Genomic DNA, 23942 nt, shown 5'->3' on the forward strand with positions numbered 1-23942 from the left:
CCCGCCGCTGTTTTTATAGCCCCACCCACTCCTATTGCGACTTCTACTATCATAATATGGGTCTTAAAGGCGACATTCACTTTTCCTTCCAAACTCAATTTCAAATCATTCTTATTACCGGCGTCAAAAGTCCACTGCTTTTGTTTATAAGCGGCACCCAATTGAAAGGACAGATTGCATGTCAAAATAATGCAACATTCCAGATCTAAATAGTTTTTATCATTTGAATTCCTGCGGGCCAGCGCCTTCCTGAATTTGGCTGCCACCTTCTCTATCTTGCAATACGCCGCCCCCATTTGAATGAGATCCAGCTTTGCCGTCATCCCCAAAAAAGGAGCGGCACTGAAACCCAAAAAATGGGTACGGTCATCCATCGAAGTGGTTCGGTCATAAGCATAAGCCAGTCCAATATTGATGGGGTCCACTTTGAGCTCAAGCAGTTGGTAGCTGCGGGTGCCTTTTGAATCCGGATCAGGCGCCAGGTATTCTTTGGTATAACCCAACAGTTTTTCCACCCGATTGATAGCCTCTAAATTGGGCAGGGTTTTCCTCACCTTATTCACTTCCGCAAACTTCGCCGAGTAATCCATATCCTGAACCGTTAAAGCGTATTCGACGTTAATGGCCGTCTGTCGGGTCAGATAAAATGGGTCCGTATGGGTTGTCCATCCACTGCGCAGTTTATTGCCATTTTTAGGCTTGACATTTTCCATCGCCTGACGCGCTTTTTTCTGTTCATCACGCCGCTCCTTTACAGAACGTTCTCCGTGGGAAAAATCAAAGCTCAATCCAACCGAAACCATAAAACTGACCGACGGATAAACCGCTATCGTCGCGTACTGTTGACTATCCAGACAACCCTGGGTTATTAACTTATAATAACGCGGCTCACTGTACATATCTGTCGGGTTGGCAAGATTAGATAAATAAAACCAGACACTTTCCAAGTCACTTTCAATCTCAGCGTCTTTTAGCTGATCTTTATAAAATAATGTCACCTCCTGTGGCGCATTAAATTCTAGCGTTTTCTCTTTCTGCCCCCCCGTTAGCACCGCATGATGTTTATCCGCATTATTACATTTACCTTCAATCTGTATCATCCCTTTTTGACCTTTTCCATCATCAATCAGGCCCATCTTAATTACCGGCTTTTCAGGCCAGACCTGAGTATTCTGACCAAAAGTGACGCTGATTTTATAAATACAGGGGTCCGGGTTGTCGCATGTCATGCAAGCAACACCGGCACGGGATGAAATAGTTTGCTCTACCATATCAATTACCTTTTAATTACCTAATCGGGGATAAAACCCAATTCGCTTTTTAATAATGTTTCCATCCGATAATAACCCGGCCACTGGGTGTCTCTGAGCGCGGTTAACCATGCCAGCGGGATTTGCTCAAACTGATTGATATGTCTCGCCATCAGCAAATAGAGAAACCCGCCAATGGCGCGTTCATCAGTGATTTCATTATCACGACAAAAATAAAAACAATCCTCCGCTAAGGTTTTATGTTGAATAAATGTCTCCTCATCCATATAGGCGGGAGAATAATGTGTATCAGGGAGCGTGTTTTTCAATACCCGGTCTGAATGTGCCGACAGGGAATCGTATGGCAGATCTATGGTACCGGCACCATTATGGTAATTGACTTCATTAATAAATCGCGTCAGTTTATTAATATATCGTTGTTCGAATAGCTCATTTAACTGAGCATATTGCTTTGTTGTGATCCGCAACATCTTTTGTCTGGAGCCAGCCTCCGCGGGAAATTGTTTTCTGACCGCGTGAAAATTATCCTCATGTTTAACACCCATCAGAGAAGTGCTAATTTTATTTATCGGCCCCATGAAACAGTGAATTTCCCAGTCACTGAGGACACTGAGAAACTCCCAGATATTACGCGGATCGTAAAACCGGAAAAATACCGGTTTATCTTGATCGGGTAATAATACTTGAAGATATTTGCGTAAATGCTGACGCAATGTTTTCATATCCGCTTTTGAGTGAAGACAAATTCCCCAACATGTTTGCCATTCCTCTAAATACAGTCCGACTTTTTCTGTCACCTCCACCAAGTAAGGCGCCACCTTAAGCAGTTCAGGTGATAAAGATTCGTCATAAAGACAAACCGCAGGGGGATTAAAATTTTCCAAGATAAAAAACAATCGGTATTCAATCGCACCGTCAATGACGACATAATATTTTTCAGCGGCCATCAGTCGTTATCCTCCTTCGGACAGTGTGCAACAAACAAGGAACCGGCATTGGCGGCAGCTTGCAAAATGACCGGATTCGCCGGGCGCAATAAATCCCCGGGACTTCCCCCAGAGTTCAGATTAATAGATGGACCTTTGATATCGACACCATCAGCATGAATAACGATAAAGCTATTACCTACTTTCAGACTGATTTTGTTGCCACCCTGCACCGTAATATCACCATTGGTATCGATACTGAGCATACCCTGAATTTTCTGTGCCACATTGCCGCCGGCCTGCAACGTTTTGTCACCCTCAACCTGAACAACATAGTTCCCGATGGTTTTATGTTCCTGTTGCCCATCAACAGTGACTTTACGGTTATTGGCAATCACCAGTTCGTCATCATGGCCAATGCTGGTTGTACGGTTGTAATTAATTCGTTCATCCCGGGAATTCAGCACCTGAATCGCCAGATTCTTCTGAGCATGAATAAATATCTCTTCCCGATCTTTTTCATCTTCAAATCTCAGTTCATTAAAACCTTCCCCTTTATGGGTTTTTGAGCGAATTGACATCTGAGTTTTTGCTATCGGCAGACGGTTAGGCACAACGTTAGTGGCATGATAGGTACGCCCAATAATAATTGGCTGATCTGGATCGCCATGCAGAAAATCCACCAGCACTTCCTGCCCCACTCGGGGGATAGCAATCATGCCCCAGCGATTACCAGCCCAAGCCTGACTGACTCTGATCCAACAAGAACTGTGGTCATTGAATTTGCCATATTGATCCCAGGCAAACTGCACCCGCACACGCCCGTATTCATCACAAAAGATCTCTTCCCCCTCCGGGCCAACCACTGTCGCAATTTGCAGGCCGTCAATGCGCGGTTTGGGATAAGGCGAGGGACGCCATACCCGGTTGCGATCGCCAAAGGTGAAGCTGTTCGTTAAGGTCGTCCCCATTTCACCGAAACGGGATTCATCCGCCTGCGGCTGTCTACCGTAATGGCTGATTTTAATCACCAGCCACAGGGTATTAAATTGCTCTTTCGGATGATCAGTAAGCGCAAACCCTGATGCCGGCGCCAGAGCAAAACAGTCACTTTGTGCACGGCCAAACATAGCGTCAGTGCGGAGCGCTTCCAGACGATATTGACTCAGGCGCTCGCCACGCTCATCTTTAAAGCGCCCGGGAAAATCATAGTAAGTGTAACTGGGTAAATCTGAACGCTGGTGATTAATTTGGCGTTCGTGATAGTAACAGTCAGCCCCCCACCGCGGATTTTTAAAAGTACGATCCTTCAACACAATGTTGGCAATCCCGACCTGTTCACGCCAACTGAATCGATTGATGCTGCATTGACTTCCTGTAGCATCCAATTCTGGGTGATAAGGCAATGAAAATTTGTTATTTATCCGATGAGAATCAATGAAAATAATTATCGGTTCACCTCGCTCCTCAGTGAAATCGAAATAATAAAACATCCCTTCATCAGCCAATAAACGATGGAGAAACGCCAGATCACTCTCATCATATTGCACACAAAATTCTCGTTCAGGATGTTCATAACGCAATTGGCAATAGAAGTTTCTAACGCCATTTTCTTTCAATAATATGTCAATAATCTCAGTCACAGATTGATGCTGAAAAATACGGGAATTAACCCGTAATCCCGCACGCCATAAAGCAGGTTGAATGGTCAAGGAATAATGACTGCGATGACGACCTGTCCTGCTTTGTTCAAACTGAGTCACAATCCCAGTTATACTGCGCTCAGGTTTTCCATCACGATAAACGGTCAATGTCGCAAAATTATCAAGAACATCAGCGAAATTAATATCCGGATCAGCACTGGTTAATATCGCCTCCAGACAAAATAACTCTGACAGCGCTTCATCTAGAGTAAACTCCACCACAGCAAAAGTTTTCTCCGGGAGAGAGCCCGCAGTAAGTGTAAAAACCAGCCCTGAATCTGCCATTACATTCCTCCTGATTGCAGGAGGTTGAGACTCGGGAAATTAAATAGATCATGTAAAACAACCATAATTTCACCCTCTTTTACTTAAATGATTACCGAACATATTCACCGGTAGATTCATTAACCAAACTTTTCCCTGTTCAACATATGAACGGGAGGGTAGAAGATGGAAGAAATAATCAACTTATTTTTTTGAAATAACGATATTTTATTCTAATCAAAAAGGCGGCTTTTGGTGGGAAATTTTAATATATTGAATGAGTTACGTTAAAATGAGTTATAATGATTTTATTAACCAAAATTGCTGGCCAGAATCAGTAATAAAAATATTGATAAGAGTAAATTCACTAAAAACAGAAAACAGGATTATCTAATTGAGAAAATCGCTGGCCCGAAAACCAGCGATTAAAATAAATAAGGAAAATCAAATTAACGAAATATCTCAAACAACGACATGCCTTTCATATCAACAAATGTCTTATATGATGCTTGAAGTACGGCTTGTTGTTGATAATAATTCGAAATAGCTGAGTTCCATTCTACGTCAACCAGTTGACTCAAACGGCTTTTATTCGCCAGGCTGCGTTCTGCCCCCAAGCTATCTAAGTCTTCTATTTCTCTCAGTTGTAAACCCAATACCGATTCCACCGAAGAGATATTATTCAACGCGTTGCGAGCGCCGCGGTTAGCCTTATTCAACAATTCCAGCGCATCATCACGACTCTTTTGATCTGCTTCGACAAATGGTGTTTTCAATGACTGAATCGCCATGTCTATGGTTTTAAATATATCAGATTCACTCGGGCTGCCATCCGGCTCTTTTATCGGATTACTGGTAGACGAGAGAAAGACTTGTTCCCCGGTATGCCCAATAATCATAGAGCGGTTGCTATCCACTTTCTGAGTCATTTCCTCAGAACCACCTCGATAGCTAACTGTACCGCTTGTACTCTCATCAAAAGGTTTCACATCCGTTTTATAACCGGCAAAAATATAGCGTCCATTACCATCGGTGGTATTACCCAAATTCACCAGTTGTTCTTTAAACCCTGTCAGTTGAATAGCCAGCGAGTTACGATCTTCGTCACTCAATACACCGTTTACTGTGGCTACCAAACTTTCATGAATATCTTGAACCACACCAACAGCTTTGGATACCACACTTAATTGCATGGAAATCGCGTTTTTAGCAAACGAGCGAGCCGTTATATATTGCTGGTTCTGAGCTTCAGCTTGAGCGACCATGACACCCTGAGATGCCGCCATCGGATCATCAGATGGATTTATCACCCGCTGACCACTGGATAGCTGTGTTCCCTGCTGCATCCATTTCGACTGAGCTGTAGTGATACTCGTCATTTTCTGGTCGTACAATATATTGGTACTTACGCGCACAATTTCATTCCTTTTAAATATTCAGCTAAATGCCTAAGATGTCTCAGGCTATTTTTTATTAAATGGCACGTTTATTAGCGACGGAGTTCCAAAATAGCATTAAATAGCGTTGTGGCAGTCTGGATAACTTGCGCATTCGCCAGATAATATTGCTGTAAGTTTTGTAATGCGCCATATTCTTCATCTACGTTGACGCCGGAAACCGACTGCTGTTCAGCGTAAAGTTGTTTAGTAATATTATTCTGAGTTTCTAAATCAACATTCGCTGTGCTGGTCTGGTTACCAATGGTACTGACCATTGAAGCATAAGCACCAGAAAATGACGCTTTACCCTCTACCAATTTTTTGTTCTGCAATTCAATGAGTTTTTTGGCATTGACGTTATCACTCGCTCCACCATCTTTAGTACCGGCAGCCGCCAATTTCGACGCATCTTTAATATTAACCGCCATATTGCCAATAACACCGCCGACCGTTTTCAGTGTATATCGGTCATGTTCTTTTGCATTGGTTGGATCAATGTCAACTTTTAATCCATCAAATTCCAGTGTATTACCTGTTATTTTGGCAGCAATATCCGCCTTATCAGAGGCACGCTGGATTTTCCAATTAGCCCCATCGTAGCTAATATGATAATCACTGGCTTTTACCACTGAGGTATCTGTATATTCCACGCTAAAATCAGCAGAACCTTTATTTCTACTATTGGCAACCACATCCGGGTTATTAAATGTGAAGAAATCTTCACCCGGTTTGCCTTTTAAATCAAAACCAGCACGGTGAACCTGATTAAATTGATCGCCCAATACCAACGCTAATTGGTTTAACTGATTACGGGAATTATCCAGCACTTCACTACGCGCCCTCAATGTGCCGCTTAATTCCCCTTTATCAATGAATTTTTCATCAATTTCAACAACATCACCAAAACCACGATCATAACCTAATGTAATGCGACTGCTGTCCGCATTGGATGAAATCGCTTCTACTCGGTAAGCGGTTGTTCCCTGAACCAGTGTCAATCCCCCCGCAAAAGTGACATTGTAAGAATCACTATCCTGCTGGATCACACTCACGCCAACCAATTTATTCAGTTCATTGACCAATTGATCACGCTGATCCAGTAAAGCATTCGGCTCAGCACTGCCACCGCCTTTCATACGGGTAATTTCACCATTGAGTTTAGCAATTTGCTGCGCATAGTTATTAATAGACTCAGCCGAATTAGCTATTCCCCGATTAATGTTATTTTCCATTTTACGCAGGAAGGCATCCGCACTTTGCAACTGGTTTACCAGCCCTTTTGATTTACCAATCGCTGTCGTTCTGGCTGCATCATCTTCCGCATTACTGACAACATTTTGTAAGCTGGTAAAGAAGTCATCAATGGTGTTTGACAGGTTATTCGCTTTGTCTGCCAGCAAATTATCAATCTGGGAAATTTGCTGAGAATAAGTGGTTAATGTACCTTGTTTCGCCCGAGCCTCAGACAGTTGTTGATTAATGAATTCATTATATTGACGGTTAATACTAGTGACAGTAACACCATTTCCGATAAAGCCAACGGACGTCATTGTGCCGCCGTTTTGATTGACAACTGTCGATTGCCGGTTATAACCAGGAACTTTAGAATTTGCGAGGTTATTACCCACGGTTCCCAGAGCAATTTGAGCAGCTTGCAGGCCACTCATCGCGGTATTAATAAGACTGTTGGACATCAGAAGATCCTTTTACGTTTTATTTCTGTCTCCGCTAGTGGGTGGCGGCAAACAATCTTTCAGCTAAAAACAAAGTCTGAACTGCTTTAATTTATCGGCTGAACTCAATAAAACTTGAGCAAAATAAAGATCAGAATAGTTTACTCAAATCGTAGGTATACGCTTTCACCGCCTGTTCTCCCGCACCTTTTAGCTGTTGAATAACTGAGACCAGTTTTTTCGCATATCCGGGATCGGTCGCATAACCTGCCTGTTGTAAGGAATAAGCCCCTTGTTCCGCGGTAGCAGAGCGGGCAACGTTGGCGTAACGGGGACTCTCTGTCAGTAATTTGACGTAATCCTCAATCGCTTCCACGTAAGAACCATAAACACGGAAGTTATCCTTCATTTTCTGAGGCTCACCGTTGATATATTCTGTGGTCAGGATATGGGTTACTGGCCCTTTCCAACCTTTGCCCGCTTTAATACCAAACAGATTATGGCTTGGCTTACCATCAGCGGTCAGAATCTCTCTTTGTCCCCAACCAGACTCTAATGCGGCCTGAGCAATAATCAGCAAATGAGGAATACCACTGCGTTGGCTAGCTATCCGGGCAGGAGTCGAGAGCGTGGATACAAAATTCGTACTGTTCAGCGGCAGCGGTTTAGGCGCCGTCTCGGGTTTCGGTACCGTTCGACGTATAAATTGCTCAAGCGCCTGCCTTGGCAAGGTTTGCAAAACTTCGTTATCCAGCGTCACGGGGACTTTACCCACCATTTCGCTAGGGGCAATTTTGTTGTTAGCAAGCTGCTTGAGCATCATATCGGCAAAACCTAAACCCTTCTGAGCAATATTCTGCGCGATTTGCTGATCGTATATCGAAGTATAGAGGCGTGTCTGTTCACTGCTCAACATGCCATCTTTAGGCAGAGATGAACGCATACTTTTCAGCATCATCTGAACAAAAAGCCCTTCCATTTGTTGGGCTACTTGCCGTAGCCCCTGTTGTGGATCTTTTGCCAGATTGGATTTTAATGTGTTAACCGACTGTACATCATAAGCCGCACCGGGCAGGGTTAAAAAATCATTCATCAAATGATCTCCAGTTTCGCCCGCAGACAACCTGCACTTTCCATTGCCTGTAAGATTGACATTAAATCATTCGGTGTCGCACCCAATGCATTCAATGCTTGAATAACATGGCTCAAACTTGCACTGGCGTTAACCTGCTGCAACGCGCCATTTTGTTCACGAACAGCAACAGCGGGATTACGGGTAACAACGGTACTGCCACCGGCTAACGGTGTATTTGGCTGACTAACAACCACCTGATTATCAACAATGACAGAAAGATTCCCTTGAGCAACCGCGCAGCTATCCAGCATGACATTGCGGTTCATCACGACAGAGCCGGTGCGAGAGTTGATAATCACTTTGGCATCACCGACATCAACGCGAAGAGTCAAATTCTGCACATGAGAAAGGAATTTAACCTGCTCGCTTTTATCTCTCGGCATACGCAATTGTACTGTGCGGGCATCCAGCGGCGTTGCCGTTCCCGTTTTCCCCGCACGATTGATGGTATCGCTGATCTGCTGCGCCAGTGTGAAGTCTTCGTTATTTAATTGAAGATTCAGTATGCCATTTTCACCAAATTGCGTAGGCAATTCGCGTTCAATCACTGCACCGTTACTAATCCGACCACCCGCGAGCTGATTGACTTTTACACTGCTTCCCCCCGCGCTGGCGCCGGCGCCGCCGACCAAAATATTCCCCTGCGCCAGAGCATAGACCTGATTATCAACACCTTTTAGTGGCGTCATCAGCAAAGTACCGCCACGTAAGCTTTTAGCGTTCCCCAGTGAGGAAACCACTACGTCAATATTCTGCCCGGCACGGCCAAACGGCGGTAGTTTCGCAGTGACCATCACGGCAGCCACGTTTTTCAACTGCATATTGGTTCCCGGCGGAACGGTAATCCCCAATTGGGATAACATGTTGCTTAAACTTTGGGTAGTAAATGGCGTCTGAGTCGTCTGGTCGCCGGTTCCATCCAATCCAACCACTAATCCATAACCAATCAACGCATTTTCCCGTACTCCTTGAACCGTGGTGAGATCACGGATACGTTCTGCGGATACTGTCGTTGTCACCAGAGCCAGCAATACAAGAAGAAGGCTGACAGCAAATTGTTTTATCATAACCATCCCCTGTTAAAATGGTGCGACATTCAGGAAGAAACGCTGTAACCACCCCATGTGCTGCGCTTCATTAATATAGCCATTGCCCACATATTCAATGCGGGCGTCCGCGACCTGATTGGAGCTGACGGTATTATTAGCATTAATTGTCCGTGGGTTAACGACACCGGAGAAACGGATAAACTCGGTTCCCTGATTGATAGCAATCTGCTTTTCACCGACCACATGTAAGTTACCATTTGCCAGTAACTGATCGACCGTCACGGTAATCGTTCCTCTGAAAGTGTTATTCGCATTAGCGCCGCCTTTCCCACCAAAAGTATTATCGGCTTCCATATCCAGATCGGTTTTATCTCCGCCAATTAACCCTTTCAGGAAACGGGGAGTCAGTGCTGCGGAAAATGTGTTTTTTCCATTACGGCTGGCATTAGCCGAAGAGTTCTTACTGGCGCTGACATTTTCCTGCAATGTAATCGTCAGGGTATCGCCAATATTTCGGGGTCGGCGATCTTCAAATAGCGGCTGATAACCATAATAAACCGGCTGTACTACTTGAAAAATAGCGCCATTAGGGACTGGCGCGGTTGCCGCAGAAGGTGCTGCGGTGGTTGCTCCCTCAACCAGGGATTTTTGCGGTATATACGCACAGCCCGTTAGTGACAATACCGCCAGTGCTATACTACAACGCCATTTATGCGCCACATTTTTCCGTAAATGGCGGAACTGACAAACGGCGCTGGTCTCGGCAACAGCCATTGTATCCATCTTCGATACTCTTTATTTATCCCTGAATAACGGGGAAACTGAGTGTTTCCCCGCGGTTCTGATTGACGATTAGGTTATAACTGAGTCAGTTTTTGTAGCATCTGATCAGACGTCGACACCGCCTTAGTGTTAACTTCATAAGCACGCTGAGTCTGAATCATGTTGACCAATTCTTCCGCAATATTGACGTTAGATGTTTCAACATATTTATGCTGGAGCAACCCTGCGCCATTGATTCCCGGTGTATTTTCAATCGGTACGCCAGAGCTGCTAGTCTCTACATACAGGTTTTCACCAATACTCTCTAACCCACTCTCATTGATAAAAGTTGTCAGGGTAAATTGACCTATTTGCTGAGATGCGGATTGCCCCTGTACTTTCACACTGACAATACCATCACTGCTTATGGCGAGGTCCGTCGCATTATCAGGAATAGTAATGGTAGGGAAGATCAAAAAACCGCTAGCGGTCGTCAACTGCCCGTTTTGATCTTCCTGAAATGAACCGTCACGGGTATAGGCGCTGGTGCCATCAGGTAACTGAACCTGAAAGAAACCCTTTCCTCTAATAGCAACATTATGGCTGTTATTAGTTTCAGATAAGTTTCCCTGACTATGTATACGTTCTGTTGCTACCGGGCGCACCCCAGTACCTATCTGTAAACCAGAAGGCAGGCGGGTTTGCTCCGATGACATCGCCCCTGGTTGACGAATGTTCTGGTAAAGCAGATCTTCAAAAATGGCACGCTGGCGTTTAAAACCATTGGTGCTGACGTTTGCCAGGTTGTTGGCAATCACATCCATATTAGTTTGCTGAGCATCCAGCCCAGTTTTAGCAATCCATAATGATCGGATCATCGGTTTTATCCTCTGTGTCTAAATCAACTTATTGCTAATAGCTGATTAGCACGTTGTGCATTTTCATCTGAGCTATGGATGACTTTCATCTGCATTTCAAAACGGCGGGCATTAGCAATCATACTCACCATGCTTTCCATTGGGTTGACGTTACTTCCTTCAAGCACACCGGGCATTAATTTCATCTCATCACTGGCTGGCAAGACATCACCCTGCAACCCTTGCGCCTGTTCCGTCATGTGAAAAAGGCCATCATCGCCGCGGACTAGCTGATCGCTCTCCGGTTTCACCATTTTCAATCTGCCAAGTTGCCCTAACTGTGTTGGCGGATCGCCAGGAATCAGTGCAGATATAGAACCATCCGTCGCCAGGGTTAACTCAGCCTGTGGCGGAATATTGATCGGGCCGTTGTCGCCCATCAACAAGTTACCTTGGACGGTTAACTGACCTTCCGCTGAAATCTGAATGCTACCGTTACGTGTATAAGCCTCAGAACCATCTTCAAGCTGAACCGCCAGATATCCCCCCTGCCCAATCGCCACATCCAACGGACGAGAGGTATAGTTCATCGGCCCCTGACGATTGTCAGAACCCGGCGTTGAAGCCACAACCAAAGTGCGAGTATTAAAGGCAGCCCCTTCAACAGGCACCGCTCGCAAAGCAGCCAGTTGCGCCTTAAAACCCGGTGTCGATGCATTAGCCAGGTTATTCGCCGTCACTGCTTGATGTTCTAGTGTCTGACGAGCACCGCCCATTGCGGTATAAATGACATGATCCATAATGCTATCCTGAAACTATCAGCGCAGGCTGACCAGCGTTTGTAGGATCTGATCTTGAGTTTTAATGGTTTGCGCACTGGATTGATAGTTGCGCTGCGCCACGATCATATTAACCAGTTCCTGGCTCATATCGACGTTGGATGCTTCCAGCGAACCACTGAGCAATTTGCCAAAACCGCCAGAATCCGCAATGCCAACAACAGGGTTACCAGAAGCCCCCGTCTCTACCCAAACGTTGTCCCCCTGCGCTGACATCCCCTCTGGGTTAGCAAAATTAGCCAGAACGATCTGCCCCAATAACTGGGATTGTTTATTGGAATAGGTGCCGACAACGCGGCCATCTGACTCAATACGGTAGCCACTGAATTCACCTGCGGCATAACCGTCTGCCTTGAGTGTCGATATGCTATCAGCATCAATTTTCTGCTGCTTACTGCCATTAAAATCAATAGTGATATCAGAGGCATTTGAACCATTCAGAGAGGGAACATTAAATGTAAACTGATTATTGTCACCAATCAGTTTACCGTTGCCATCAAATTTCAACGTCCCCAACGAAGCGGCTTTAGCGCCCTCTACCGCACTATCCTGAGCATGAACCTGCCATTCGTTATCGTTCGTTTTCACAAAGAAAACCTTGATATTATGTGGGTTACCCAAGCTATCAAAAGTGGTAACAGTGGTAGGGTAGTTATAAGAATCCTTATTTTCCGGCGAGAAAGCCTCTGTCGGTTTTTTATGCATCGAATTAAGGTTGGTTGTCATCGTCACCTTAGTTGTTGCCTTAGCCGCCAACATACCTTGAGGTATTGTAATCGGCTCTGGGTTAGCCCCTTTCTGAATCTCCGGCGTGCCACCATTGACACTGGCGGCGGGATAGCCGGTCAATTTCATGCCTTGCATGTTGATAATATTGCGGTTCTCATCCATCTTGAATTGACCGTTACGGGAATAGTAGATCTTACCATCACCGCCTTGCATACGGAAAAAACCGCTTTGAGTGATCGCCAAATCAAGTGGGCGATTGGTCGTCGTCGGCGTACCATCTTTAAAATTCTGATTAACACCCGATATTTTCACCCCCAGCCCCACCTGAGAACCGGCAAAAATGTCAGAAAAAGCAACCGTGCTGGATTTAAAACCATATGTCGCCGCGTTAGCGATATTATTACCAATAACATCCAAATTACCTGCCGCGGCATTCAAACCACTTACTGCTTGTGAAAAAGCCATATTATTCTCCGTTAAAATTCTTGCTGGTTAAAGAATCTGACGTATTTGATCCATAGTGACGGCACCAATCCGCCCTAAATCTAACTTAGCGCCATCCGCGTCACGAGTAACACCCTTCACCTCCGCGTGCCTCAGTTGCTGAAATACGCTCGGATAGCCTTGATAGCTGGCTGTAATGGTGAATTTATAAGCGGATTCCTCAGCTACAGCACCATCTTCTTTTATGCCATCCCAAGTGAAATTATGAACACCCGCTTCCAAGGCACCGAGATCAATTTGGCGTACAACCCCGCCTTGCTTATCAGTGATGGTGACTTTTACACTATCTGCCGGTCTTGCCAGTTCAATACCATATTGTGACGTGCTGATGCTTCCATTTTCCTTTGAACCCACCAGGATGGTATCCCCTGGGATCATCACGCCTCGCCCAATCAGAGCCGATGCCTGTACAGACTGATTATTATTTATCTGACCGACAATAGACCCCAGTGTGGTATTCAGCTTTTCGATCCCCGCCAAGGTGTTAATCTGCGCCAAATGGGAAGTCAGCTCATTGTTCTTCATCGGGTTAGTTGGATCTTGATTTTTCATTTGCGCGACCAGCAATTTCATGAAGTTGCTATTCAGCTCTTCACTATTCTTTTTCTTGCCGTTCGATGCTAACTCACCAACAGTCATGTTATTCAGTGATTCATTCACTGAACCGGTAATAGCCATGAGTCACTCCTGTTACTGACCTAACGTCAATGTTTTCAACATTATCGATTTAGTTGTATTAAGCACTTCAACGTTGGCTTGATAACTACGGGAAGCAGAAATGGTGTTAATCATTTCTCCGACCACATCAACGTTTGGCATCCGCACATACCCCTTTTCATCAGCCAATGGGTGACCTGGCTGATACTCAAGGCGGAAAGGAGTGGGATCATCAACAATTTCACTGACTCTGACGCCGCCGGTTTCTTGCCCTGCCGGTGCGGCAACACGGAAAACAACTTGTTTAGCCCGATATGGCTGACCATCAGGCCCCGCAACGCTATCGGCATTTGCCATATTGCTGGCGCTGACATTTAATCGTTGGGATTGAGCTGATAATGCCGAACTGGCAATATCAAAAACACTGAGTAAAGACATTGCCCTTATCCTTGCTGTAAGACTGACATCATGCTTTTAACCTGAGAGCTGGTCGCAGTCAGTTCAGCCTGATATTTCAAGCTGTTATCCATAAAATTGCTGCGTTCCATATCCATATCTACCGTGTTGCCATCCATCGCTGGCTGATAAGGCACCCGATACAGTAAGTCCATCTCCATTCTCTTCTGAGGCTGAATAGGAATATGCCGATCGGATGTCAGCGTCAGCCCGATCCCGTTTCCGGTGACCCGACCGTGTGCAATGGTTTTTTTCAGTTGTGTGGCGAAATCAATATCCCGCGCTTGATAACCGGGCGTATCCGCATTAGCGATATTAGCGGACAATATTTCTTGCCGCCGAGATCGCAATGACAGGGCTTCCTGCTGAAAATGAAAGGCTGCATCTAATTTATCGAGCATATTCCTCCCTCTGATGTGACTGACCTGTGTTGTGAACTTTTAATCGCGCTTTTCACGATCGCGAAATTCGCAGTAAACAGAATAAACGCAGAAGGAAAAGCCTATCGGGTGAATAGACGCTAATTGGATTGCTATTTATCCCATTGACTGATATTCGATGCAGGTACACTTACACGCGACTAAATATACGCGACTAAACAGCAGCGTATTGACCGACAGAAATAATGAGAGCGAGAAGATGCATGCTATAAACATTATCGGGCTGTTCGCATTTTTCTTTATCACTTCGATGGCATGGGGCAATAATTTACCCCAAGTTATAGAGCACTATTTCCAGCAAATACATAAGGCTAACCATCACAAAGTTTCTGTTAACATCAGAACCCCTGAACAACAATGGCCCCAGTGTGAACGGCCAGAAATTCAACCCGCTATTGGTGGTCAAAACTGGGGAAATCTCTCCTTACCTGTTATCTGCCATCAACAACGCAAATTCATTCAAGTCGCTGTCAGTGTGACAGGAAATTATCTGGTTACCCGCCGAACCATCTCACGTAATGATGTTTTATCAGAGGACGATTTTCAGGTCAGAAGCGGATTACTGGAAAAATTACCCCATGATCTGGTTATTAACAAAAATGAAATAAAAAACAGCATTACAATACGTAACATCCCAGCGGGGCAAGTCATTACACGTAATATGTTACGCCGCCCGTGGGCGATACGGTCAGGCCAGAGTGTGGTGGTGATCATTCAGGGGAATGGCTTTCAGATACGGAATGAAGGGAAAGCTATTAATAACGCCGCCATTTCTGATAAAGTCAGGGTTCGAATGAATTCAGGACATGTTATAACCGGCCAGGCATTAGAAAACGGCAGTGTAAAAATCATGTTATAAGTTCCTAAAGTTTTCTTTCTCTGTGCCGATATAACCAGCAGAGCACGATTTGCAGGTATGCAAATGGCATATAACCTGCTCCGATCCATAGGTGAACCTATGCCTGGCCATAAAGGATAATAATTATGAGTATCGAACGCACTCACCCCTTATTAGCTATCGCTGCTGTTCAACAGCGACCAACTAATGAAAGCGCCCAAGGCACCCGCAAAACCTCCGGCGTTACCTTACAAAGCAGCGATGCACAAGTAAAACTGAGCGAAGCACAAGCAAAACTGGTTCAACCAAGCAGCCAGGATATCAATATCCAAAAGGTGCAAAAGTTGAAAGAAGCTATTGCTCAAGGAACTTTAAAAATGAACAGCGGTAAAATCGCAGATGCTTTGCTCAAAGAAGCCGCCGAAAACTTTCAGTACGATAAGAAATAATTGAACCCGCTATGGAAGCACTACAACAATTACTCGAACAGCAAGTGACCTATTTGACCTCGCTGACCCAAACTATGGCGGAAGAACAGCGTATTTTATGCGAGGGTTTTATTGAAGCACGAGATTTGCACCAGATAACAGAACGAAAAAATTTTTTGTTATCTGCGCTTAGCCATTCAGAACAGCAACGTCTTAATTTGAGCAAGACATTAAACATCATTGCACCTTATGATAAACAACCTATGCTTGCCACGTTATGGCAACAGATCGGCAAAGCTGTCACCCAAATTCGTGATCTAAATACCCATAACGGCCTGCTATTAACTCAACATCTTGAACTAAATAGTCAAGCTATCGCTTTTCTAAAAAGCCACCATAGCCCTTCTCTTTATGGCTCAGACGGCCAAGCTGCCCGTCACTCTGCGCTTTCCGGCCATAGAGCTCAAGTTTAATTCAGCGCATTACCGCCTATTGCGGTAGTGCTGCTTTTTATTGTTTTGATCGTATTTGTAAGCACCACCTTCCTGTTCAAACCGAGCTTCGTATCTGCTCACAGAGTCCTCAAGCATGAATAATTCAAACGAAATGTACTGTGAAATGGTTGTTGCAATCAGGGGAGAACGGATTGGCAAAAATCACTGTTTGTAAGCTAACGTAACAATTGCGAAACAATAACGTTTTGCGTGTTGCAAAAATATACTGCAAAATAGGAATAAGCAACAACGGGGAGATTATCAAAAATCAGGCTAATGGATTAACAGCGAGAACACCCTTCATTTCATTGATCTATCTTGGGAATAACACATTGATGCACAAGAAATTAAAAAAAAGCAAATCTAGCGGACAGCAGATGCCAAAAACGCCTCAGCAACAATTCAAAGCTTACTGGACGTCCATCGAAAAATACCAGTTGAAGATCGCCAAGCTACAACAGCAGCAAGACGAACTGTTCATGCGCTTTCAACAAGAGGTCTTACCGGTAGAGCATCAATATATGCAGTCCAGATACGATAAAGCGGCGCGGTTGCTTTCATTTGCCGATAAAAAATCGTTGGGGAAAAACCAACGAAGAGAACTATTTTCCTGGATAGAAGAAGAGCTTGCTGAGTTATGTACTTACCCCTTTAACGAAAACCTTGATCTCAATAAGTTGACCGATCACTTTTCCAATCTTCATGCGTTTAAAGAAGAGGAAATTCCGACACCAGAACAGATGGCTGATATCCGGCAGACTTTTGGTGAATATTTTGATTTTAATGAAGAAATATCTGATGAAGAATTACTTGATATGATAAAAAATCCCGAAAAAATGCGTGCCACCATAGAACAGCGTTTTCAACGGGAATCAGAACATTTCTACGATGAATATGATGCAGAAGAGACCTCTGACTTCGACCCTGCGGCAGAAGACCAGAAAAAACTAGATTCTTTGTTTAAATCGCAGGAAGTGAGCCAAATGTATAGAAAAATAGCCAAGGTACTGCATCCGGATCGTGAACCGGATTTAGATGAGAAAAAGAAAAAAAACCAATTGATGGTACAGTTATCGCAAGCTAAGAAAGATAATGATGTCTGGACGATAATAAACATGTACCACAAGTACATTGATCCAACTTTCAGTTTTAACAGCCAGGATATATCCGACATCAATAAATTGCTCAAAGCACGTATAGACATATTAGCCAATGAGCTTAATCAGCTAAAACAATCTGATTCATTACCGGGCATGATTTGGCGCACACTGGGAGGTAATACATCGAAGGCAATAGAGAATAACCTCCGCGAACATTGCAAAAAATTGCGACAAAATATAGAAAACGAAATCCAACTGCGCGAAAGCCTACGCTCACTGACTGTACTAAAAAGCTACCTGGCAGAACGACGTGATGCCTTTGCCTTTGAAATTGAACAGGAAATGATCGACTATTTTTTCAGACAATATTGAATCCGCTGAGTCTGACAGAAATTTCAGCGGCTTACTTATATAGTTTACCGACCATTAGCCGCGCACTGTGTCAGAGCATTACCACCCATTGTGGTAGTCCCATTTCCTTGTAATATATACAAAAAATGGGGCTATCCTAGATTAGACCATCATTTGATATTCTCAAAAACATAAACTGCACCGGCTTTGGATTTAGAATCAACACTTTCTGACGTTGCCCCAACAGCCAAACTCGTCCCCGCCTTATTCAGGCAGGCAACCTTACCAAGACCCTTGAAATAGTCTGGAGGACCTGAAGGGTCCAGAATCTCAATAGGTGTTTCCATATTCCATTTATTATTCAGACAGGTATATACATACACACTGGAAGCCGCCCACACTACCAGACGATTTCCCACACCATTCAGTTCGATAGCGCTGCCAAAATACGTTACGCCGCTAGGAGCCGAAAACGTAATGGGATTTTCTTTATCCCAGATCCCATTTGTGCGCATATGTACACCAACCCTCTTTTCGGAACTATTGGCCCCACTACCTACCAACGCCAAGCAACCTCCCGCCGTATCCAGACAGATCAGACATCCCATGAAAATCACCCAACAACTATGCGATCTCTATCCACTCCCACCTCGATAAACTGAAAAAATCTGTAAAACAAAGCAGTACAGGGGACATCAGAAAATACTAAAATCGACGCTTTTCATATGATGGTCTGACATCAACTTGGTATACAACCAAACCAAACAACAGTCAGTACCAAAGCAAAAATTTCATTTGCAATCATTGCAAGCCCGTACTGATGGAATGCGAACCGTTACAACTTGTGTATTTAGCATACCTTAATTTATTCTCAACTAAATAGAATAGTATTACTCATCAACTATAACATGATAATAGTTTTATTAACTATGATATCACATATTTAATTATTTAAAATGTTATTAAAAGATATTTAAAATAATGAACAAGAAAGTAGCTATTGATTTTCATTCAATAATCGCGTTCTTTAACAAAAATACACTTTAAATTTATCAAAAAGGTTTTTTATGTCTAATTTTAATTTCGGCCCTGTTATTCCCCTTGGCAGTGTTTTTCCTCCGGGAAGTACAATCAATCATGGAAATGGCTGGACAACAACGACAACCCCCGTTTTTCCTGGGGTTCCGGGTGGAGGGCATAGCATTACTCATTATACAGGTATCTATAATAAACCAACACAGCCTCCAACCTATAATTGGACACCCCCCATTAATAGACCCTGGGGACAACCTGGAACTCCTTATAAAGACGTAGACCATTACTTTAGAGAAAACGATCTTGAAGTTATTGATAAAAAATTAACCAATGTAACAAAAGAATTAGAAGATTCTGAGAAAAACGTTTCTTATGATTTTGACGACTCTCTTCTAAAAGCGGAAATGTTGTTGGTCATATTAAATAAATTGGCTTCTGAGAATTCTTCCGAAGCACTAAAAACAAATGTTGTTGATTTCAAGTTATTGATTGAGCAAAAGAATAATTTAAAAAAATATATTGAAAATCAAGAGTCTTTTAGACAAGAAAAAATAAAAGATCTGGCTATTAAAAAGATGTCTTTTAATGGTCGGAATATGGGAAACTTTCTAAAATATGCAAACTCTAATAGGAAAGATATTTTTACGCTTGCATTCATTGAAAGTGCAAAAGCCGTGCTTGGATATCAGGGAGATTGGACCGGGGTTTGGAATGAATACGTTGTAGCACCAGCGATGGATTTATATAATGCAAAACATGAACTCATTAATGTATTAAATAAAATAACACCGGCAAAAGAAGAGATCAAAACAAATACTAAAAAATTATTGACTACAGATAATAGCATGAGTGGATTGGGAATGTTTTTTCATTTTACAGGAAAATCAGGTCGAGAACTCACTCTCTCTGAAATCGGTGTGCATGATAGAATTCGTGTATTAATGCAGAAGCCAGGTGCATTTGGCAGAACAGAAGGCAGTATTCAATCTCGTTTTATTTCACAAATTCAGAATGGTGAACGAATTGATTTTAAAAATGGTTATGATTTTGCTAAGGAATCAAAAATACCAGGTATCGACCCTCTGTGGGCTATTGGAGGTGCAACGATTAGTGGAAATTTGATAAATATTAAGGCAGAAAACTCAGGTGATAAATATAATATATCCGGTGTAATAAATTATAAACTATATGATAATTTTACTGATCCATATGATACATTTAACTGGAAGACGGAAGATATTAATTGGGGTGGAGAGCCATTTGAAATCACTGGGGAATGGAAGGAAAATGTAAATTTTCAGATCGATAAAAATATTTATGAAAATAAAATCAAACCATTAATTCAACAGAATAAACAATAATATTCTTAAGGTCGCGCATTAAATGCGCGACCTTATACCAAATACCCAATTAAAAAAAGTACTGATAAATAACCTGAGGAAAAACGTGACTGAATATTGCAATAACAGTCATTAGCAATGATATCAATATAGTTTTTTTAAAATTTCTTCCTAGTATAAAAAAATAATTAACCAACATAGATAACATAAAAAAAATAACAAATATCGATAAAAAAAGAGCAACCAGCATTTTATATACACTCAGTTTAAAAACTTTCTGTAATATTATCATAAATAAGATTTATTCTCAGTGCTGAGAACATGATCAATTCTAAATATTCAATAAATGTGAGATTTATCGCAAAAAAGTAGGATTTGAGTTGAAAGCCTACCTCTTAAAGATTTATTTGCTGTTATGAATGATCTGGTTCCTGACTCATTAGCCAATTCTTCGCAAAAAACGCGATAACAACGGGAATGGTGCATGCGTGATCAGGCACATTCAACTTAGAACTTAGTATTAACAATTATGGCCATCAATTGATATTTTCAAAGATATAAACTGCACCGGCTTTGAGCTTAAAATCGACACTCTCTGACGTTGCGCTAACAACCAAACTCGTCCCCGCCTTATTCAGGCCGATAGGCCCACCAAAACCATTTAAATTATCTGAATTGCCTGAAGGGTTCAAAATCTCCATAGGTGTTTCCATATTCCACTTATCATTCAGACAGGTATACACATACACCCGGGAAGCCGCCCCCACTGCCAGACGATCCCCCGCAGCATTCAGTTCGAGAAAATCGCCAAAATATACGTCACTTGTAGGAGCCGAAAACTTAATGGGGTTTTCTCTATCCCAGACCCCATTCATGCGCGTATACAGATAAATCTCCCTAACAACATTAGTGGATTGATAAGAACTTGAACCCACCACCAGACGATCTCCCTCTGCATTCAGGCTAAAAACCTTGGTAAAACGACGTAATTCATCTTTAGGGGCCATAAACTTAATAGGGTTTTCGCTATCCCAGATCCCATTCGTGCGTGTATACACATAAATCGTGCTTATTGTGAAATCATCGTAACCATGCACCGCCAGACAGTTTCCTGCGGCACTCAGGCGGACAGCCTTGCCAAATTCATAAGAACTCGAAGGGACCGGAAACTTAATGGGATTTTCGCTATCCCAGATCCCGTTCGTGCGTGTAAACATATGGAACGTAGAATGTAACGCAGATTTGAATTCGCACCCAGTCACCAGACAATCTCCCGCTGCGCTCAAGCTGACACCCAGGCCAAAGAATTCAATGCGGCTCGGAGCCGGAAACCAAACGGGCTTTCTTACATTCCAGACGCCATTTGCACGCATATGTACACCAACCCTCTGTCTGAACCTATTTGCCAACGCTAGGCAATCTCCCGCCGCATTCAGACTGACATCCCATGAAGAATCACTTTGATAAGACTCAAGCACAATAGGCGTGCTTGTATTCCACTCACCACTCTTCCGGCGCGTATATATACAGATTTTAGTATTCATCCCAACCGCTAAACGGTCTCCCACCGCATTCAAGCTAACAGAATAGCCAAAAAATTCACGCGCCTCGGGAGAGAGAGTGGTAGAAACAATACGCGTCATCATGGTGCGTTTCAAACCCAATACCCGCGTGATCTCTATCCGTTCCCGCCGCGATAAACTGAAAAAATCCGCAAACTGAACCTGCTGATCAGCATCCAATTTCAGATACCCTCCCCCATCAAAAGAGAGTCCACCTTCTGGTTTCAATGATAGCGCCAAAGCCCCTTGTTCAAGGTTTAACCCACCAGAATGGTGAGTGTTGAGGGCCAGTTTTCCTTTACCATCCCGTTTCAACCCTGCGGTCAGGCCATCACCCTGAGCGCCATCAATGATTTCATATGCTTTATATGCTTCATCAATCAAATGAGAAAAGGCTTCTGGCATAAGCCGAACGCCAGACTTAAAACTCGCTTTCAATGAGTCAACAGTACTAATTTCTTTATCAGTCATCATATGTCCTCAAAAGCCGTATGAGACAATCACTGCCATCTGCCTTCTGTCATCCGTTTTCTGTCTTCTGTCCTCTATTTGATATCCTCAAAAACATAAACTGCACCAGCTTGGGATTTAGAATCGACACTCTCTGACTTTGAACCAACTGCCAAAATCGTCCCCGCCTTATTCAGGCTGACAGATCTACCAAAAGAACCTGAATTGCCAGAAGGGTCCAAAATCTCCGTAGGTGTTTCCATATTCCACTTATTATTCAGGCAGGTATACACATACACTCTGGCAGCCGCTCCCACTACCAGACGATCTCCCGCAGCATTCAGATCGAGAGAACGACCAAAATACGGTACGTCACTTGCAGGAGCCAGAAACTTAATAGGATTTTCTGTATCCCAGATCCCATTCGTGCTCGTATACAGATAAACCTTACTATTAGTAATGGGTAACTCATTACCCCCCCCCACCGCCAGGCGATCTCCCTCTGCATTCAGGCTAAAAACCTGGCCGAAATTAGATGATCGACCGTCAGGTTGACTAAACCTAATAGGGTTTTCTGTATCCCAGATCCCATTCGTGCGTGTATACACATAAACCACCGTACTTAATGTGAAATTATGGTCATCATGCACCGCCAGACAGTTTCCCGCAGCACTCAGGTCAACAGCCGTGCCAAACCGATAAGAACCCGAAGGGAGCGGAAACTTAATGGGATTTTCTCGATCCCAGATCCCGTTCGTGCGTGTATACATATGAACCGTAGTGGATTCTTCGCTTCCAGCTACCAGGCAGTCTCCCGCTGCGTTCACGCTAATACTCGCACCAAAGATTTCATAGCTGTTCGGGTCCGGAAACCAAACGGCCTTTCTCGCATCCCAGACGCCATTTGTGCGCATATGTACACCAACCCGCCTGCGGAAATCATCGGGCCTACTATTTGCCAATCCCAGGCAATCTCCCGCCGCATTCAGACTGACATTCCATGACGTGGTACTATAATGACGTTCAAAAGAATCAATCACAATAGGCGTGCTTGTACCCCACTCACCACGATTCCGGCGCATATATACATAGACTTTATCAGCCATCCCAACCGCTAAGCAGTCTCCCGCCGCATTCAGGCTAACAGAATAACCCAAGGACTCATACTCTTCGGGAGAGGGAGAAACAATACGCGTCACTATGGTGCGTTTTAAACCCAATAACTGCGCGATCTCCATCCGCTCCTGCCGCGATAAACTGAAAAAATCCGCAAACTGAACCTGCCGATCGGCAACCAATTTCAGATACCCTCCCCCACCAAAAGAGAGCCCACCTTCTGGCTTCAATGATAGCGCCAAAGCACCTTGATTAGGGTTCAACCCGCCAGAATGGTGAGTGTTGAGGGCCAGTTTTCCTTTGCTATCTCGTTTCAGCCCTGCGATCGGGCCATCACCCTGAGCGCCATCAATGATTTCATATGCCTTATATGCCTCATCAATCAAGTGGGAAAAGGCTTCAGGCATAAGTCGCACACCAGACTTAAAACTCACTTTCAATGAGTCAACAGTACTAATTTCTTTATCAGTCATAATATGTCCTCAAAAGCCGTATTAGACAGTCACCGTCATCTGTTCTCTGTC

21 protein-coding genes and 1 pseudogene are annotated in these 23942 nt (G+C 43.7%); 5 read left to right on the forward strand and 17 right to left on the reverse strand.

Translation table 11 applies throughout. The annotated features are described in order from the left end of the window. The 14 genes from BA1DRAFT_RS01995 to flgB form a co-directional block, all read right to left on the reverse strand. On the reverse strand, positions 1-1271 hold a 1271-nt coding region (locus BA1DRAFT_RS01995), incomplete at its 3' end, for a hypothetical protein (protein ID WP_036775722.1). 20 nt (positions 1272-1291) lie between these two features. Next, positions 1292-2218 (reverse strand): DUF4123 domain-containing protein, encoded by a 927-nt coding sequence (locus tag BA1DRAFT_RS02000; RefSeq protein WP_036775723.1) that lies wholly within the window; start codon positions 2216-2218, stop codon positions 1292-1294. Next, positions 2218-4185, reverse strand: a complete 1968-nt coding sequence (locus BA1DRAFT_RS02005) for a type VI secretion system Vgr family protein (RefSeq protein WP_036775724.1) — start codon at positions 4183-4185, stop codon at positions 2218-2220. The genes BA1DRAFT_RS02000 and BA1DRAFT_RS02005 overlap by 1 nt, the downstream gene beginning before the upstream one ends. Positions 4186-4613: 428 nt before the next feature. Beyond that, a complete protein-coding gene (gene flgL / locus BA1DRAFT_RS02010) occupies positions 4614-5579 on the reverse strand; it encodes a flagellar hook-associated protein FlgL (protein WP_036775725.1) in 966 nt (321 codons plus the stop codon). A 74-nt stretch (positions 5580-5653) separates the two neighbouring features. Beyond that, positions 5654-7297, reverse strand: coding sequence for a flagellar hook-associated protein FlgK (flgK, locus tag BA1DRAFT_RS02015; RefSeq protein WP_036775726.1), 1644 nt, complete (start codon positions 7295-7297; stop codon positions 5654-5656). A 130-nt stretch (positions 7298-7427) separates the two neighbouring features. After that, positions 7428-8369 carry a flagellar assembly peptidoglycan hydrolase FlgJ gene (flgJ, locus tag BA1DRAFT_RS02020; protein WP_036775727.1) on the reverse strand — a complete coding sequence of 314 codons (942 nt, stop codon included), beginning with the start codon at positions 8367-8369 and terminating at the stop codon, positions 7428-7430. Continuing rightward, positions 8369-9478: a flagellar basal body P-ring protein FlgI gene (locus BA1DRAFT_RS02025; RefSeq protein WP_036775728.1), complete on the reverse strand. Its 1110-nt coding sequence runs from the start codon at positions 9476-9478 to the stop codon at positions 8369-8371. The genes flgJ and BA1DRAFT_RS02025 overlap by 1 nt, the downstream gene beginning before the upstream one ends. Before the next feature lie 12 nt (positions 9479-9490). Then, positions 9491-10243, reverse strand: coding sequence for a flagellar basal body L-ring protein FlgH (locus tag BA1DRAFT_RS02030; protein WP_036775729.1), 753 nt, complete (start codon positions 10241-10243; stop codon positions 9491-9493). Between the two features lie 74 nt (positions 10244-10317). Next, complete coding sequence (flgG, locus tag BA1DRAFT_RS02035) at positions 10318-11100, reverse strand: flagellar basal-body rod protein FlgG (RefSeq protein WP_036775730.1); 783 nt, start codon at positions 11098-11100, stop codon at positions 10318-10320. Positions 11101-11123: 23 nt separating this feature from the next. After that, entirely contained in the window at positions 11124-11879 is a 756-nt protein-coding gene (locus tag BA1DRAFT_RS02040) for a flagellar basal body rod protein FlgF (protein WP_036775731.1), read from the reverse strand. Between the two features lie 18 nt (positions 11880-11897). Then, the gene (gene flgE, locus BA1DRAFT_RS02045) at positions 11898-13112 is read right to left on the reverse strand and encodes a flagellar hook protein FlgE (protein ID WP_036775732.1); all 1215 of its coding nucleotides are present in this window, start codon (positions 13110-13112) and stop codon (positions 11898-11900) included. A 27-nt stretch (positions 13113-13139) separates the two neighbouring features. Then, the gene (gene flgD / locus BA1DRAFT_RS02050; RefSeq protein ID WP_036775734.1) at positions 13140-13829 is read right to left on the reverse strand and encodes a flagellar hook assembly protein FlgD; all 690 of its coding nucleotides are present in this window, start codon (positions 13827-13829) and stop codon (positions 13140-13142) included. A 12-nt stretch (positions 13830-13841) separates the two neighbouring features. Next, positions 13842-14246, reverse strand: a complete 405-nt coding sequence (gene flgC / locus BA1DRAFT_RS02055) for a flagellar basal body rod protein FlgC (protein WP_036775735.1) — start codon at positions 14244-14246, stop codon at positions 13842-13844. Positions 14247-14251: 5 nt separating this feature from the next. After that, positions 14252-14665, reverse strand: coding sequence for a flagellar basal body rod protein FlgB (flgB, locus tag BA1DRAFT_RS02060; RefSeq protein WP_036775736.1), 414 nt, complete (start codon positions 14663-14665; stop codon positions 14252-14254). 157 nt (positions 14666-14822) lie between these two features. Between flgB and flgA the strand changes: the two genes are divergently transcribed. The 4 genes from flgA to BA1DRAFT_RS02080 all read left to right on the forward strand — a co-directional run bounded on the left by flgA (position 14823) and on the right by BA1DRAFT_RS02080 (position 17936). Beyond that, positions 14823-15563: a flagellar basal body P-ring formation chaperone FlgA gene (gene flgA, locus BA1DRAFT_RS02065; protein ID WP_235200942.1), complete on the forward strand. Its 741-nt coding sequence runs from the start codon at positions 14823-14825 to the stop codon at positions 15561-15563. 125 nt (positions 15564-15688) lie between these two features. Continuing rightward, positions 15689-15991: a flagellar biosynthesis anti-sigma factor FlgM gene (flgM, locus tag BA1DRAFT_RS02070; RefSeq protein WP_036775739.1), complete on the forward strand. Its 303-nt coding sequence runs from the start codon at positions 15689-15691 to the stop codon at positions 15989-15991. 11 nt (positions 15992-16002) lie between these two features. After that, the gene (locus BA1DRAFT_RS02075) at positions 16003-16443 is read left to right on the forward strand and encodes a flagella synthesis protein FlgN (RefSeq protein ID WP_036775741.1); all 441 of its coding nucleotides are present in this window, start codon (positions 16003-16005) and stop codon (positions 16441-16443) included. 398 nt (positions 16444-16841) lie between these two features. After that, on the forward strand, positions 16842-17936 hold the full coding sequence (locus BA1DRAFT_RS02080) for a hypothetical protein (protein WP_160169975.1): 1095 nt from the start codon (positions 16842-16844) through the stop codon (positions 17934-17936). Between the two features lie 149 nt (positions 17937-18085). On the opposite strand, the pseudogene BA1DRAFT_RS02085 reads toward BA1DRAFT_RS02080, so the two are convergent. After that, positions 18086-18433, reverse strand: a pseudogene (locus tag BA1DRAFT_RS02085) (hypothetical protein); the annotation flags it as partial. Between the two features lie 549 nt (positions 18434-18982). On the opposite strand from BA1DRAFT_RS02085, the gene BA1DRAFT_RS21165 reads away from it, so the two are divergent. After that, positions 18983-20311 (forward strand): hypothetical protein, encoded by a 1329-nt coding sequence (locus BA1DRAFT_RS21165; protein WP_051560622.1) that lies wholly within the window; start codon positions 18983-18985, stop codon positions 20309-20311. 515 nt (positions 20312-20826) lie between these two features. On the opposite strand, the gene BA1DRAFT_RS02095 is transcribed toward BA1DRAFT_RS21165, so the two are convergent. Next, a complete protein-coding gene (locus tag BA1DRAFT_RS02095) occupies positions 20827-22326 on the reverse strand; it encodes a hypothetical protein (RefSeq protein ID WP_036775744.1) in 1500 nt (499 codons plus the stop codon). Positions 22327-22397: 71 nt separating this feature from the next. Beyond that, positions 22398-23894: a hypothetical protein gene (locus tag BA1DRAFT_RS02100; protein ID WP_036775746.1), complete on the reverse strand. Its 1497-nt coding sequence runs from the start codon at positions 23892-23894 to the stop codon at positions 22398-22400. Positions 23895-23942 lie beyond the last annotated feature (48 nt).

This window comes from Photorhabdus aegyptia (assembly GCF_000612035.1).
GTDB classification, from domain to species: domain Bacteria; phylum Pseudomonadota; class Gammaproteobacteria; order Enterobacterales; family Enterobacteriaceae; genus Photorhabdus; species Photorhabdus akhurstii.

Excerpts from the sequence above, each read along its gene's own strand:
- flgG (WP_036775730.1), bottom strand. The coding sequence starts at position 11,100 with ATGATCCGATCATTATGGATTGCTAAAACTGGGCTGGATGCTCAGCAA.
- BA1DRAFT_RS02080 (WP_160169975.1), top strand. The coding sequence starts at position 16,842 with ATGCCAAAAACGCCTCAGCAACAATTCAAAGCTTACTGGACGTCCATC.
- flgA (WP_235200942.1), top strand. The coding sequence starts at position 14,823 with ATGCAGGTACACTTACACGCGACTAAATATACGCGACTAAACAGCAGC.
- flgB (WP_036775736.1), bottom strand. The coding sequence starts at position 14,665 with ATGCTCGATAAATTAGATGCAGCCTTTCATTTTCAGCAGGAAGCCCTG.
- BA1DRAFT_RS02095 (WP_036775744.1), bottom strand. The coding sequence starts at position 22,326 with ATGATGACTGATAAAGAAATTAGTACTGTTGACTCATTGAAAGCGAGT.
- BA1DRAFT_RS02005 (WP_036775724.1), bottom strand. The coding sequence starts at position 4,185 with ATGGCAGATTCAGGGCTGGTTTTTACACTTACTGCGGGCTCTCTCCCG.
- flgM (WP_036775739.1), top strand. The coding sequence starts at position 15,689 with ATGAGTATCGAACGCACTCACCCCTTATTAGCTATCGCTGCTGTTCAA.
- BA1DRAFT_RS02075 (WP_036775741.1), top strand. The coding sequence starts at position 16,003 with ATGGAAGCACTACAACAATTACTCGAACAGCAAGTGACCTATTTGACC.
- flgD (WP_036775734.1), bottom strand. The coding sequence starts at position 13,829 with ATGGCTATTACCGGTTCAGTGAATGAATCACTGAATAACATGACTGTT.
- flgC (WP_036775735.1), bottom strand. The coding sequence starts at position 14,246 with ATGTCTTTACTCAGTGTTTTTGATATTGCCAGTTCGGCATTATCAGCT.
- BA1DRAFT_RS02030 (WP_036775729.1), bottom strand. The coding sequence starts at position 10,243 with ATGGATACAATGGCTGTTGCCGAGACCAGCGCCGTTTGTCAGTTCCGC.
- BA1DRAFT_RS21165 (WP_051560622.1), top strand. The coding sequence starts at position 18,983 with ATGTCTAATTTTAATTTCGGCCCTGTTATTCCCCTTGGCAGTGTTTTT.
- BA1DRAFT_RS02040 (WP_036775731.1), bottom strand. The coding sequence starts at position 11,879 with ATGGATCATGTCATTTATACCGCAATGGGCGGTGCTCGTCAGACACTA.
- flgK (WP_036775726.1), bottom strand. The coding sequence starts at position 7,297 with ATGTCCAACAGTCTTATTAATACCGCGATGAGTGGCCTGCAAGCTGCT.
- BA1DRAFT_RS02000 (WP_036775723.1), bottom strand. The coding sequence starts at position 2,218 with ATGGCCGCTGAAAAATATTATGTCGTCATTGACGGTGCGATTGAATAC.
- flgE (WP_036775732.1), bottom strand. The coding sequence starts at position 13,112 with ATGGCTTTTTCACAAGCAGTAAGTGGTTTGAATGCCGCGGCAGGTAAT.
- flgJ (WP_036775727.1), bottom strand. The coding sequence starts at position 8,369 with ATGAATGATTTTTTAACCCTGCCCGGTGCGGCTTATGATGTACAGTCG.
- BA1DRAFT_RS02025 (WP_036775728.1), bottom strand. The coding sequence starts at position 9,478 with ATGATAAAACAATTTGCTGTCAGCCTTCTTCTTGTATTGCTGGCTCTG.